14 protein-coding genes are annotated in these 13443 nt (G+C 69.4%); 3 read left to right on the forward strand and 11 right to left on the reverse strand.

Features of this window, described 5'->3' with window-relative positions; genetic code table 11:
* Nucleotides 1-40: 40 nt before the first annotated feature.
* From KLK06_RS43940 to KLK06_RS43960, 5 genes are all read right to left on the reverse strand, one after another.
* Nucleotides 41-796 (reverse strand): hypothetical protein, encoded by a 756-nt coding sequence (locus KLK06_RS43940; protein WP_214641660.1) that lies wholly within the window; start codon nt 794-796, stop codon nt 41-43.
* 390 nt (nt 797-1186) lie between these two features.
* Nucleotides 1187-2605 (reverse strand): MFS transporter, encoded by a 1419-nt coding sequence (locus KLK06_RS43945; protein WP_214641661.1) that lies wholly within the window; start codon nt 2603-2605, stop codon nt 1187-1189.
* A gap of 26 nt (nt 2606-2631) precedes the next feature.
* Nucleotides 2632-3639, reverse strand: coding sequence for a zinc metalloprotease (locus KLK06_RS43950; RefSeq protein WP_214641662.1), 1008 nt, complete (start codon nt 3637-3639; stop codon nt 2632-2634).
* Nucleotides 3640-3716: 77 nt separating this feature from the next.
* Nucleotides 3717-3971, reverse strand: coding sequence for a DUF3039 domain-containing protein (locus KLK06_RS43955; protein ID WP_214641663.1), 255 nt, complete (start codon nt 3969-3971; stop codon nt 3717-3719).
* A 119-nt stretch (nt 3972-4090) separates the two neighbouring features.
* On the reverse strand, nt 4091-5698 hold the full coding sequence (locus KLK06_RS43960; RefSeq protein ID WP_214641664.1) for an MFS transporter: 1608 nt from the start codon (nt 5696-5698) through the stop codon (nt 4091-4093).
* Between the two features lie 158 nt (nt 5699-5856).
* Here KLK06_RS43960 and KLK06_RS43965 point away from each other — a divergent pair, with 158 nt between their 5' ends.
* Nucleotides 5857-6468, forward strand: coding sequence for a TetR family transcriptional regulator (locus KLK06_RS43965; protein WP_308168717.1), 612 nt, complete (start codon nt 5857-5859; stop codon nt 6466-6468).
* Here the strand turns inward: KLK06_RS43965 and KLK06_RS43970 are convergent.
* Both KLK06_RS43970 and KLK06_RS43975 read right to left on the reverse strand, forming a co-directional pair.
* Nucleotides 6465-7043, reverse strand: a complete 579-nt coding sequence (locus KLK06_RS43970; protein ID WP_214641666.1) for a YqgE/AlgH family protein — start codon at nt 7041-7043, stop codon at nt 6465-6467. The two genes, KLK06_RS43965 and KLK06_RS43970, sit on opposite strands and share 4 nt — an antisense overlap.
* 94 nt (nt 7044-7137) lie before the next feature.
* Complete coding sequence (locus KLK06_RS43975; protein WP_214641667.1) at nt 7138-7749, reverse strand: TetR/AcrR family transcriptional regulator; 612 nt, start codon at nt 7747-7749, stop codon at nt 7138-7140.
* A 67-nt stretch (nt 7750-7816) separates the two neighbouring features.
* Here KLK06_RS43975 and KLK06_RS43980 point away from each other — a divergent pair, with 67 nt between their 5' ends.
* Nucleotides 7817-9196 carry an MFS transporter gene (locus tag KLK06_RS43980; RefSeq protein ID WP_214641668.1) on the forward strand — a complete coding sequence of 460 codons (1380 nt, stop codon included), beginning with the start codon at nt 7817-7819 and terminating at the stop codon, nt 9194-9196.
* The gene (locus tag KLK06_RS60630) at nt 9193-9351 is read left to right on the forward strand and encodes a hypothetical protein (RefSeq protein WP_250906931.1); all 159 of its coding nucleotides are present in this window, start codon (nt 9193-9195) and stop codon (nt 9349-9351) included. The genes KLK06_RS43980 and KLK06_RS60630 overlap by 4 nt, the downstream gene beginning before the upstream one ends.
* 296 nt (nt 9352-9647) lie before the next feature.
* Here the strand turns inward: KLK06_RS60630 and KLK06_RS43990 are convergent, their stop codons facing one another.
* Genes KLK06_RS43990 through KLK06_RS44005 form a run of 4 tightly spaced genes read right to left on the reverse strand, consistent with a single transcriptional unit; the run spans nt 9648 to nt 13226 of the window.
* Nucleotides 9648-11057, reverse strand: coding sequence for an NAD-dependent malic enzyme (locus KLK06_RS43990; RefSeq protein WP_214641669.1), 1410 nt, complete (start codon nt 11055-11057; stop codon nt 9648-9650).
* Between the two features lie 56 nt (nt 11058-11113).
* A complete protein-coding gene (locus KLK06_RS43995; protein ID WP_214641670.1) occupies nt 11114-11743 on the reverse strand; it encodes an AAA family ATPase in 630 nt (209 codons plus the stop codon).
* Nucleotides 11744-11752: 9 nt separating this feature from the next.
* Entirely contained in the window at nt 11753-12691 is a 939-nt protein-coding gene (locus KLK06_RS44000) for a tetratricopeptide repeat protein (RefSeq protein ID WP_214641671.1), read from the reverse strand.
* Nucleotides 12675-13226, reverse strand: a complete 552-nt coding sequence (locus tag KLK06_RS44005; protein WP_214641672.1) for a MarR family winged helix-turn-helix transcriptional regulator — start codon at nt 13224-13226, stop codon at nt 12675-12677. Before KLK06_RS44005 ends, KLK06_RS44000 begins: the two co-directional genes overlap by 17 nt.
* Between the last annotated feature and the right edge of the window lie 217 nt (nt 13227-13443).

The following is a 13443-nucleotide window of genomic DNA, read 5'->3' on the forward strand; positions in this document are numbered from 1 at the left end:
TGGCCAAGCTCATCCTCGCGTGCTAAGGGGCGTACGGGGCTTATCGCACACTCGACATCACCGCGTCGAGCGCCTGCCTTCGGGTGGTTTCTTCGGGTTGGAGCAGCCCGACCAGCAGCACTGCCTTGCCGCCCCGGTTGAGGAGTGTGACACGTAGATAGGCGGGTCTGTTCACCACATCCCGGTATTGCGCTCGTAGCGCACGTGTGTGTCCCTGAGGGAGGTCTTTGTCCTCCAGGACGTCGACTTTGTCGCCTTTGAGGAGCAGCGTGGAGTACAGCTCCGCCGCGTCCTTTGTGGCCTTTGTCACGTCGGCCACGGGATCGGGGATCGGCCTGGCCATGACGAGCGCGCCGTCGTTCCTGGCGACCGAGGTGAATCCGGTCACAGGCGGCACCGCCCCCTCCTGCCAGCCGGCCGGCAGCGTGATCGTCACCCCCGCCAGGGAGTCGCTCAACCGCGCCGTCGCGGGCTTCGGGACGGCGAGCCGCAGCACGACCGTGACCAGCGCCGCGATCAGCCCGGCGGCCAGGAGCAGCGCGAGCACCGCCTCGGCGGGCCGCCCCCACCGCCGCACCCGTACCCGCCTCGACAGGCCGGGATCGGCGGGCGCCCCGTAGTGACGGGCGGACGGGGGCAGCGACTCCCACGGCACCTGCGGATCGCCGTCATCCCGCTCAAGCCCCCGCTCGGTGGTGCGCCGCAGCCGTGGATTCCACAGATCCTCCGGCTCGTCCCGCTCATCACCCTCGGGACCGCTCCTCCCGTGCCACGAGAGCCCGTCATCACCAGCCACTGAGCCACGCCCCACCCGTCCGAGCCCGGTCACGGGATCTCGCCGGGTCGCGGCCTCTCGCCGTGCTTGGCCGGGGTCGTCATCGACGGGCGCGGGCTCGCGCTGCGCGGGCCTGGACGGCCGCGCCCGCGCCTCCTCGGCCCGCCGTCCACCCCGCGGATACGGATCCCCGCCCCTGCGCACCGGGCTCGGCGGCGCATCAGTTGGAGGCTCAGGAGGATCGGAAGGTGTACGGCGGTGCCTGGCTCCCGTACTCGGCGGCCAAACGCGGTGATCGTCCTCCATGACACCTCCTTGTCCGCTGTCCTATCACTCCTTCTCGCGCGGATCCGGCGTTCCGTGATCGCTGTGACAGGAGGGACAGGAATCGCCGACAGGAGGTATCAAGGGTCAGTCGGCGCGGGTACGGGAGGCGAGCAGCGTGGCGGCGAGGGCGATGGCGGACATCAAACAGCAGATGACCACGAAGCCGCGCGCGATCATCCCCGGACTGTGCCCGATGACGTTGACCAGCGCACCCCCCACGCCCACCGCCAGCGCGGACCCCAGCATGTCCGTCACCGAGAGGGCGGCGGAGTTGGCCCCCTGCTCGTTGACCGGCGACTGCTTGAGCGCCGTGACGCTGACCGTGGTCATACCGAGGCCCATTCCGAACCCCGCCACGATCCACGCCGGCACCGCGACCCAGCCGGTGATCCCGGGCACGACCGACAACAGTCCGATCAGCACCCCCGCCATGACGCAGGCGGCCCCCAGCCGGATCCGCCGGTGCGGCTCGACCGAGCGCCTGCTCTGCAGGTAGGAGCCGGTGGACCAGCCGAGTGCGCCGGTCGTGAGCGCGATGCCCGCCGCCGCGGGGCCGAACTCCTTGACCTGCTGGAGGGCGAGGGGAATGAAGGAGTTCACGCCGAAGAAGGCGGCCGAGAACATGCCGCGCATCATGATCGTGGTCGGCAACCCCCGCCTGAAGCGCAGCGCGCCCGGCGGCAGCAGCTTGGCCAGGCCGTAACCGAGGCAGGCCAGCCCGGCCAGGACCGCGACGGCGCTCGGCACCGGCGAGATGTGCAGCTTGTCCACGCCGTACAGCAGCACGCCCGCCCCACCGGCGGCGGCAGTGGCGGCCACGGTCATCGCGAACGGCCTGGACCGCGCCCCCTCCGACGACCCGTCACCCTCGTCGGAAGAGCCGGACTCCGCCGGCCCGTCGGCGCGCTTCTTCAAGGCGGGGACCAACATCACCAGGGCGGGCACCACGAGCGGGATGATCCCGAAGAACACCCACCGCCACCCCCACGCGTACGCCACGAACCCGGCCACGGCCGGGCCGACCATGGCGGGCACCACCCAGGCCGCCGACAGCGCCGCGAATATCTTGGGCCGCACGGCAGCCGGATAAACCCGGGCGATCATCACGTACACCGCGACGATCGTGCATCCCGCGCCCAGCCCCTGCACGCCCCGCGCGGCCAGGAACAGCACCTTGGTCGCCGCCGCCCCCGCCAGCCCCATCCCGACCACGAACAGCACCACCCCGAGCAGGAACGGCATCGTGTAACCACGCCGGTCCGACCAGAGCCCGGACACCACGTTCGCGAACAGGCTGGCGATGAGGAAGGCCGAGAAGCTCAGGCCGTAGAGGTCGAGCGCGTCGAGCTGCTGGGAGATGATCGGCATCACCACGCTCACCGACATGCCCTCGAAGGCGATCAGCGTGATCACCAGCAGGATGCCGATGGTCGCCGCCCGGTAGGCCGAACCGAAGATGCGAGGTTGATCGTACGGAGTGTCGAGTGCCTTCGGTGCTGTCACTCACACATCCTAGTTGTGCAGATATTTCAGGGTGCGGCCAGCAGGCCACGGCCTCGGTAGACGGCCCACATCTGATGCATGCGCGTCGCCTGATCAGGCGTGAACTCCCACATGCACCGGTCATGCGCGTAGTCCATGTAGTTGTGGATGGGATCCTCGCCCTGCTCCGCGCAGGTCTCCTTGGTGTCGGGACAGCCTTCCGTGGGCTTGGCCTCGGGCGGGGTGTCGGCGATGCCGTCACCCGGGCTCATGCAGCCGTTCTCGAAGGTGTGGAAGAGGCCGAGCCAGTGGCCGATCTCGTGTACGGCGGTGTAGCCGCGGTCGTAGTTGACCATCGCGCCGCCTGGCAGGCTGCGCCAGTCGATGACGACGCCGTCGAGGGCGGGGCTGCCCTTGTACCAGTACGGGTAGGCGGAGTAGCCGAGGACGAGGTCGCCCAACTGGCCGATGTAGAGGTTGAGGGTCTCGGGACCGCCCTTGCGCAGGGCGGTCTTCATGGCGCGCTCATTGGCGATCGGATCGACGAACCACGTGGCGTTCTCCTGGACCGAGATGCCGTCGAGGCGGAACCGCACCCCGCTGGGGGCACCGCCCAGCGCGCCGCTGTAGGCGGCGTTGAGCGTGTCGATCTGCGCCCTGACGTCCGCGTCCGAAGCCCGCCGGATGCCGTCGGTCAGTACGTGCACCCAGGTGGGAACGGTGACCGTGTCCGGGACCGTCACCCCGGCGAGCCGCTGGTCGAGCTCGGCCAGCACCTGCTCCACGTCCCGCGGCTTGGGCTCCCGCGGCCCCGGCGACCGCGGATCATCCTCCAGCCCCGAGACCGCCAGCCCAGCCGCACCCGACGCGCCGGCGCCGGCCGTGTGCCAACCCGCCGCACTCAACGCGCCGTCGCGGGCCGTGCGCGGGCCCGCCTCGCGGCGCGCGGCGCGGCAGTCGGCCGCGGCCCAGGCCGTGGCGGCAGGGCGGAGCGGCGGTGTGAGCCCGGCCGCGAGCAGGCATGCCAAAGAGACGGCGGTCGCGCGCCGGGCCATGCAATCCCCCGTTACGGTATGAGTACGTCTGCATGCAGACGGTAGCTCTCCCGTGGGTGATCACATGTGATCAACACTCACTCGTTCTTGTCGTCGTCCCCGCCCGACGGCAGCCCCTCGTAGATCTCCTTGCACTCGGGGCACACCGGATATTTCTTGGGATCGCGACTGGGCACCCAGACCTTGCCGCACAGGGCCCGGATCGGCGTGCCGGTAACCATGCTCTCGGTGATCTTGTGCTTGTCCGCGTAGTGCGAGAACCGCTCGTGATCGCCGTCGCCATGCGACGTCCGCGGGGTGGTCTCCTGCTCAGGGAGGATCTTCGTACTCACCCCCCCGAGTCTATGCCCGCCTCCGACCGAGTCTTCCCGGCCGAGACGGCCGAGCCCACCCCTTGGACACGCGTACGGCCCCCGCCACCAGGCGAGGGCCGTACGGACTCGAAAATGGCTCAGCCGATGTGCACTGGCGCGCCCTCGCTCTTGCGACCGGCCTTGACGAACAGCGCCAGAATCGCGGTCAGGATCGCGACGCCGGTGCTGACCAGGAAGGCCAGGTGCATGCCGTCCATGAACGCGTTGTGCACGGCCCCGCCCACCAGCTGCTGGAGCTGCTGCGGAGTGCCGGGCGGGAGCCCGCCGAAGGCGGCGGCCTTCTCCAGCAGGGAAAGCTGCTCCGCCGGGATCGCCTGGGCCGCCGGGCCGAGGTAGCCGGGCAGCTTGCTGGACACCTCGGACGCCATGACGGCGCCCAGGATGGCGGTGCCGAGCGCGCCGCCGACCTGCATGGCCGACTGCTGCAGACCACCCGCGACACCGCTGAGCTGGATCGGGGCGTTGCCCACGATGATCTCGGTGGCGCCGACGAAGACCGGCGAGAGGCCGAACGCCAGCAGCACGAACGGGATGGCACTCTCGACGAACGAGGCGTCGATGCTCAACTGCGACATGAGGAACATCGAGGCCGCGGTGATCAGCAGACCGGCGGCCATCGTGATCTTCGCGCCGACCCTGCCGATCAGCATGCCGGCGAGCGGCGAGGCCACGATCATGCCGGCGCTCATCGGCAGCATGCGCAGGCCCGCGTCCAGCGGGGACAGGCCGTGCACGCCCTGGAAGAAGAAGCCCAGGAAGAACATCGCCCCGAACATGGCGAACGCCACCATCATCATCAGCACGGTGCCGATGGAGATGGACGGGTTCTTGAACAGCGACAGCGGGACCAGCGGCTGCTTGGCCTTGCTCTGCCAGAAGACGAAGGCGGCGATGAGCACGGCGAACCCGGCGATGAAGCCGAGCGTCGTGCTGTCACCCCAGCCCCACTCGGGAGCCTTGATGATCGTCCAGACGAGCGAGAACATCGCGCCCGACAGCAGCACCACACCGAGCCAGTCGATCCTGGCCAGCGACGGGATGCGGTTCTCCTTGATGAGGAAGATGCCCAGGATCAGGGCGATGATCCCCACCGGCGCGTTGATGAAGAAGACGGACTGCCAGCTGACGTTCTCGACCAGGACGCCGCCCACGATCGGGCCGGCCGCGCTGGACAGGCCGATGATGGCGCCCCAGGCGCCCATGGCCTGGTTCAGCTTCTCACCGGGGAAAGCGCCACGCAGCAGGGCCAGGGCGGCGGGCTGGAGCAGGGCGCCGAACAGGCCCTGCAGCACCCGCAGGCCGATCAGCGCGCCGATGGGCGAAACGCCCGGGACAATGTCCGCCAACTGCTGGCTGAGGCCGATGCCGACCGAGGACAGCGCGAACCCGGCGACACCGATCAGGAAGACCCGCTTGTGGCCGAAAAGGTCCCCCAGCTTGCCCGCCGTGATCAGGAACACCGCCAGCGCCAACAGGTAACCGCTGGTCACCCACTGCAGGTCGGACAGCGATGCGCCCAGGTCGTGCTGGATGGACGGATTGGCGATGCCGACCACGGTGCCGTCGAGCATCACCATGATGACGCCCAGGCAGACCGCCAGCAGCACCAACCACGGATTGCCGCCGGTCCCCGTCTCCCCGGGGCCGGGCGACGACGGCGCCTCGACCGTCCTCGCGTTAGCCATGAAAATCCCCCTCAGTACATACCGCCCCACACCGGGGCATAAGTCTCTTAAGCCTCAGGTAATCTATGGCAGTCGCTGACAGATGACAACCGAGTTTTATTTGACGGCCTATGACTTATGGCACACTATGACAGGAAGGTTTCTAGGGAGTGACGCGTGTGGGTCTAAGGGAACGCAAGAAGGAGAAGACGCGTCTGGCGATCCTCGACGCCGCGTTCGACCTGTTCCTCGAACAAGGGTACGACTCGACCACGGTGGACCAGATAGCGGGGTCGGTCGAGATCTCCTCGCGGACGTTCTTCCGCTACTTCACCAGCAAGGACCATCTCGTGCTCTGGTTCCACGACCAAGGCGAGGAGATCATGCTGGAGACACTGCGGACCCGCCCCGCGGACGAGCCCTCCTTCACCGCGCTGATCCACGGGCTGCGCGAGGTCGTCCGCGACATCCAGCTGTCAACGCCCGAGGACACGACAAGATTCCTGAAGTTGCGGCGGCTCATGGAGGAGAATCCCCATCTGGTGGGCCTGTCCGTGGCCAGGGGCGCGGCGACCGAGCGGCGCCTGGCCGTCGAGATCGCCGCCCGCAGGAACGTCGACGTGATGACCGATCAGCGCACCCACCTCATCGTCGCGTTCGCGATGTCGATACTGCGGGTCGGGTTCGAATGCCCGCACCGCGAGGTGACGGATGTGCGGATCCTCGTGGAGCGCATGGAGGAGACCCTCGAACTCGCCCAGAACGCCTTCCGCCCCGGCTGGGACGTCTAGTTCAGCGTCGGATCGTCCGGGCAGGTCGCCACGAAGGCCAGCTCGCCCGGCTGCCGCCGCAGCACGTTGCGCCACAGGGAACCGGGGTCGGTGTGGAAGGTGTCGCCCGCCTCCGAGTCGACGACGTACCAGGCCCCTTCGGCGATCTCGCTCTCCAGTTGCCCGGACGTCCAGCCCGCGTAGCCGGCGAAGATCCGCATCTGCGCGATCTCGCCCTGAAGGATCTCCGGCGGCGCGTCCAGATCGACTGTGCCCAGCCGGGAGACCGCGGGCGTGCCCGCGTGCAGCCTGCGCCAGCCCAACGGCTCCTCGCCGCTCGGCACCGCGGCCAGTGCCAGCGCGCTGTCGGTCTGCACCGGACCGCCCTCGAACAGCACTGGCGGCCCGGTCACCAGGGGATCCCACACCGGCAGCACCTGCGTCACCGAGATGTCGCTCGGCCGGTTCAGCACCACGCCGAGGGTGCCGCCGTCGAGGTCGTGTTCGAGGATGAGCACGACGCTACGCCGGAAGTTGGGGTCGTCGAGAAGCGGCGTCGCCACCAGTAAACCGCCGACGTAGATCGCTTCCGCCATACCTCCATCATGAAGGGTCAACCCCGCATCTCGCTCCCCTACCACCCTGTTGTTACTTTCTGTCGCTATATGGACACCGTTTGTCCCACATGCGTCAGCCGATGAACGCCCCCTTGCGAGCCGCCACCAGAGCGCGAGCCACCGATCGTTCGGCCGTCTCCTTGTCCACCGGCTCCCTCGTGACCAGCAGGCGGTAGTACAGAGGGGCCGAGATCGCCCGGATGACCTCTTGGCCGTCGGTGCCCTCCGGGAGCTCGCTGCGCCCGATCGCCAGGTCGATCGACTTGGCCCATTCCCTGATCCGCCGGCCGTAGAAGGCGTTCAGCGCGGCCGCCGCCTCCTTGTCGCAGGTGGCGGCCGCGATGACCGCCTGGAGCGTGGGGCCCAGGCGTTCGTCCGCGATGGCACTCAGGACGCTCAGGGCGTTGGCGCGCAGGTCGTCTTCGACGCTGCCGGTGTTCGCGTGCGCGGCGGACTGGTCGGCCAGCTCCGTCATGAGGTCGGCCACCAAGCCCGCCGTACTGGTCCAGCGGCGGTAGACCGTGGTCTTGCCGACGCCCGCGCGAGCGGCCACCGCGTCCATGGTGAGGCCGTGGAAGCCATGGAGCACCAGCTCGTCCTGAGCGGCCTCCAGGACCGCCGCCCGGACCCTTGCCGTACGGCCGCCGGGGCGCACCGTTCCAGCCAAACGGGAATCCTGTTCCATTAAGACTCCTTAGCGTGCTAGCGTCATCCTCATCTTAACGGAACAAAAAACCCATTAGGGGGATGACATGACCGTGACCTCGCAAGCCGTCCGGATGACGGGGCGGCAGCGGCTGGTCCTGGTGCTGTTGCTCGGATCCCAGTTCATGCTCGCCGTCGACTTCTCCATCCTGAACGTCGCGCTGCCGGTGATCGGTGCCGGGCTCGGGTTCGAGCTGGCCGACCTGCAGTGGGTGGCGACCGCGTTCGCGCTCGCGGCGGCCGGGTTCACGCTGCTGTTCGGCCGGATCGCGGACCTGTTCGGGCGGCGCCGGCTGTTCCTGGGCGGAATGGCGTTGCTCGGGCTCTCCTCGCTGGCCGGCGGGCTGGCCACGTCGCCCGGCCTGCTCCTGGTCGCCAGGGTGGCCCAGGGGCTGGCCACGGCCGCCGTCACCCCGGCCGGGCTGTCGCTGCTGACCACCACGTTCGCCGAGGGGCCGCTGCGGGCGCGGGCGCTGGGGCTGAACGGGGCGCTGATGTCGGCCGGTTTCACCTCCGGCGCGATCCTGGGCGGGCTGCTGACCGACCTGCTGAGCTGGCGGTGGGCCTTCTTCGTGAACGTTCCGGTCGCGCTGGCCGTCCTGGCCGCCGCCCGGGTCCTGCCCGCCGAGAGCCGCCTCGCGGACCGGCCCCGGATGGACCTGCCGGGCGCGGTGACGGTGACCGCCGGCCTGCTGGCGCTGGTGTTCGGGCTCACCCGCGCCGGTGAGCGCGGCTTCGCCGACCCGGCCGGGATCGGCGCGCTGCTGGCGGGGGCCGCCCTGCTGGTGACGTTCTGGTTCGTCGAACGGCGGGCGCCCCAACCGCTCGTCCCGGTGACGATCCTGGCCAGGCCCACCGTGAAGTGGGGCAACCTGGCGGGGCTGGTCGCGTTCGCCACGGAGACGTCGCTGGTCTTCCTCATGACGCTCTACCTGCAGAAGGTCCTCGGCTACTCGGCCCTGGCCACGGGGCTGGCGTTCGGCGTGCTCGGCCTCGGCACGGTGCTCGGCGGGGTCGCGGCCCCGCGCGTGCTGTCCCGCCTCGGCAACCGCCGGACGCTGGTGGCCGGCTTCCTGGTGCAGGCCGCGGCGACGGCGGCGTTGACACTCCTCGGCCCGGAGGCAGGCTGGATCTGGCTCCTCCTGGTGGCCACCTTCATCGGCGGCGTCGGCAACATGCTGGCGATCGTCGCCTTCATGGTGACCGCCACCTCGGGGCTGCCCAGCTCCGAACAGGGCCTGGCCACGGGCCTCGCCACAATGACGCAGCAGATCGGCATCACCATGGGCATCCCGGTCATGAGCGCGATAGCCACGGCCGCCATGGGCACGATCCTCCAAGGAGTGACCACCGCAGTCCTGATCAACGCGGCCCTGGTCCTGGCCATCGCCGCCCACACCGCGATCAGAAGGGAAGACCGCCCATGACCCCGCTGCACGGGGCATCATTGCGCCACTTCCGCGACCTCCGGGACCGCACCCACGGCCAGGCGACGACCCGCGAGGCCAAGGAGGCCCTCTTCGCCACCGCCGTCGAACTCCTCGCCCCAGTGGCCGGAGCAGTGCTCGAAGACCCCACCTGAGCGGCGGCACCCTGGGCACCTGGCCCCTGAACGTCTTCGACGAAGCGGACGCCTGGGACCAGGTGCCGACCCTGCGGGCGATAGCCACGGCCGACGCCCACAACCTCGTCTTCCAGGCGGACTACCGCATCATCCCGGCGGTCACGAAAGAGCCGCCACCGGCCAAGAAGACGCCGTAACGGCGCCCGGCCAAGCGCCGGTCAGCGGCCGTCTTCCTGGAGGCCCTCAGCCCCGGTCGGCGGGTGGCGGTGGGGCGGCTGTGCCGTAAAGGAAAATCGGTTTTGTACTTTTAAAAATCACGCCTCGGTAAAGCCTCTCGCCCGCCCGCCCGCCGAGTCGCGGACGGCGGCGGCGACGGCGGTCGCCACGTCCGGGTGGAACACGCTCGGCACGATGTAGTTGGGCCCGAGCTCCTCCGGAGCCACCACGGCCGCGAGCGCGCGCGCCGCGGCCAGCAGCATCTCCTGGCTCACCTCGGTCGCCTGGGCGTCCAGCAGGCCGCGGAACACGCCCGGGAACGCCAGCACATTGTTGATCTGGTTGGGATAGTCGGACCGCCCGGTCGCCACCACGGCCGCGTGCTCGCGAGCGTCGTCGGGCGACACCTCGGGCTCCGGGTTGGCGAGGGCGAACACCACCGCGTCGTCGGCCATCGTGGCGATGTCCGCGCCGGTCAGGATGCCCGGCGCGGACACCCCGATGAACACGTCGGCGCCCTTGAGCGACCCGCGCAGGTCGCCCGAGTAGCCTTCGGCGTTGGTGTGGTCGGCGATCCAGCGGAGCGACTCGTCGAGGTCGTCGCGGCCCTTGTGCACGGCGCCGAGATAGTCGCAGACGACGACGTTGCGCGCGCCCGCCGCCAGCAGCAGGCGCAGCACCGCGTTGCCGGCCGCGCCCGCGCCCGCCATGGCGATCTTGACGCCCTCGATGGGCTTGCCCACCACGCGCAGCGCGTTGGTGAGCGCGGCCAGCACGCAGATGGCGGTGCCGTGCTGGTCGTCGTGGAAGACCGGGATGTCGAGCAGCTCGCGCAGCCGCCGCTCGACCTCGAAGCAGCGCGGCGCGCCGATGTCCTCGAGGTTGATGCCGCCGAAGCCCGGCGCGATGACCTGGACCGTACGGACGATCTCGTCGACGTCCTGCGTGTCGAGGCAGATCGGCCAGGCGTCGATGCCCGCGAAGCGTTTGAACAGGGCCGCCTTGCCCTCCATGACCGGCAGCGCCGCCTCCGGGCCGATGTTGCCCAGTCCGAGCACGGCCGAGCCGTCGGTGACGACGGCGACCGTGTTGCGCTTGATGGTCAGGCGCCGCGCGTCCTCCTTGTTGCGCGCGATGGCCATCGACACGCGCGCCACACCGGGGGTGTAGGCCATGGACAGCTCGTCGCGGTTGCGCAGCGGCACCTTCGACACCATCTCGATCTTGCCGCCGAGGTGCATGAGGAAGGTGCGGTCGGAGACCTTGTGGATGACGACGCCGTCGACGGATTCGAGCTGGTCGACGATCGCCTGCGCGTGGTCGGTGTCCCGGGCCGCGCAGGTGACGTCGATGCGCAGCTTCTCGTGGCCCGCGGTGGTGACGTCGAGCGCGGTGACCACACCACCCGCCGACTCTACGGCGTGGGTGAGCTGGCTGACGGCCTTGCCGCCTGCCGGCACCTCAAGCCGCACGGTGATGGAGTACGACACACTGGGGACGGTCGCCACGTCAAATGCTCCTTCGGGACTGACCAAGAAGTTCTCCCATGGTAGGGGGAATTCGGTCAGTCGAGTGCCTCGGCCGCGATGGCGATCAAATCCACGCAGGTCGATACGGGAATACTCGTGCTATCGATGACCAGGTGATATATGGAGGGATCCGCCGGGTCGGCGCGGTAGAAGTGGCGCACGTAGGCGCTGCGCGCGCGGTCGTTGTCCTCCACGATCTTGCGGGCCTCGCGCTCGCTGAGCTCGCCCAGCGTGGCGGTCTGCCGCACCCGGCGTTTCAGCGGAGCGTCGAGCCTGACGTGCAGCGCGCCCGGATGGTCGGCGAGCACCACGGCCCCCGCCCGGCCCAGGAAGACCCCGCCCTGAGCCCGCGCCGTGTCCTTGAGCAGGCGTTCGGTGCGGCGGACGAACTCCTCCTGCGCGATCGGCATCGCGCCGGGGACGTACATGTCGACACCGCCGAAGGTGACCGTCGGCAGGCGCATCGCGCCGGAGAGCAACCGGCCGAGGCCGTGTTCGGCCCGGTCGTCGTGGGCCAGCGCCTCCTCCAGCGTGCAGCCCAACTCCTGGGCGACGGTGTTGGGGATGGCGCGGTCGACGAAGGGCACGCCCAGGCGTTCGGCCACGGCCGGGCCGATGTGGCTGCCGGCCGTGCCGTACGTCGCCGAGATCGTGACGACCCGCATACGTCCAGGTTAGAACAGCGCGCTGGACAAAGCTCTACGTGCCTTGGCCAAAGAAGGGTCTTCTGCGGGTAGCGCGTCGAACAGGCCGAGCAGGTGGCGCCGGGCCTTGTCGCGATCGTCGCCCGAAGTGCGCTTGACCACGCCGATGATCCGATCGAACGCCTCGTCGATCGCGCCCGACAGCATCTCCAGGTCGGCCGCCAGCAACTGGGCGTCGATGTCGGCCGGGTCCTGCATGCGACGCTGCACGTCAGCGGGGTCGACGTCGGCCGTCCGCTTGATCAGGCCGACGCCCGCCAGCCCCATCTTCGCGTCCTCGTTGCCCGGCGAGCGGACCAGCAGCCGCTGGTAGGCCGCCTCGGCCGCGTCGAGGTCGCCCTTGTCGACGGCCTCCTCTGCGGCCACCAGGTCGGGATCGGCGGGCGGCCCGGCGGGCTCGTCCTGCTGCTCGCCCGCCTCCGCCGGCCGGGCGTCGGGGTTGGCCTGGTAGAACTGCTCGACCGCGCCCATCAGCTCGTCGAGCCAGCGGCGCACCTCCTGCTCGGGCAGCACCTGCTGGAAGCCGGTGACGGCCTGCCCCTGGAAGATGGCCAGCACGGTCGGCACCGCCTGCACCCGCAGCGCCTGCGCGATCTGCGGACTGGCGTCGACGTTGACCTTGGCCAGGATCGCCCGGCCGCCCAGCTCGCCGACCACCTTCTCCAGCACCGGGCTGAGCTGAGCGCTGCCGGGTGCACGTGGAGACCAGAGGTCGAGGACGACCGGCACGCTCATCGAGCGGTCGATGACATCGGTAGTGAACGTCTCCTCGGACACGTCGACGATCGAGCCCGACGTGGCCGCCTGGGGACCCCCGGCCTCCCGCCGGGCCTGTGCCTCGAGTGCCTGCTTACGCGCGCCCAGGTCTATGGCTCCGTAGAGCGACCCGGGCCTAGAGAAGTCCGCCATGCTCATCATCTTGCCGCATCGACGCCGTGGAGAAGTCACCCGCCGCCACCCGCAGCGTGCGCAACCCGTCGAAGAGCTGCCGCAGCTCGTCCTCGCCGTACATGGTCAGACCGAAGTCCGCCGCCATCAGATCGGCCGTGGCCCGCCGTACGACGTCGCGCCCCGCGTCGGTGATCTCGGCGAGCACACCGCGGCCGTCCTGCGGGTTGGGCATCCGGCAGACGAAATCCGACTTCTCCAGCCGGTCGATGGTGTTGGTCACACTCGTCGGGTGCACCATGAGCCGCTCTCCGATCTTCCACAGAGGAAGGGCTCCGGTCCTGCTGAAGGTCAGCAGCACCAGGGCCTCGTACCTGGCGAAGGTCAGGTCGTACGGCTTGAGCAGCGAGTCGAGTTGCGACAGCAGGATCTGGTGCGCTCTCATGATCGAGGTGACGGCGGCCATCGCGGAAGAAGCCCCGAAGTGAGCGCGCCACGACTCCGCGGCGCGGTCAATGGGATCGAACGGCAGATTGAGCGGCTTCGGCTGCGACACAGCGCTACGGTAGCGCGCCGCTCGTCCTGATTAGTATGATTACGGAGAGCGATCGGACTCACGGCTTGACCAAGAATCCGGACGCCAATCATCACGCTCCGTTATGGTTCTCACATCGAATGGTGACGCGGAAGCCAAGTTCACTCGCCGTGGGGACCGGCCAGGACTTGCCTCGCTTCCGCCGCACCGACGGGGCACGGGGGGTGCTTGGTGGAAT

The organism is Nonomuraea sp. NEAU-A123 (genome assembly GCF_018603905.1).
Lineage (GTDB): Bacteria > Actinomycetota > Actinomycetes > Streptosporangiales > Streptosporangiaceae > Nonomuraea.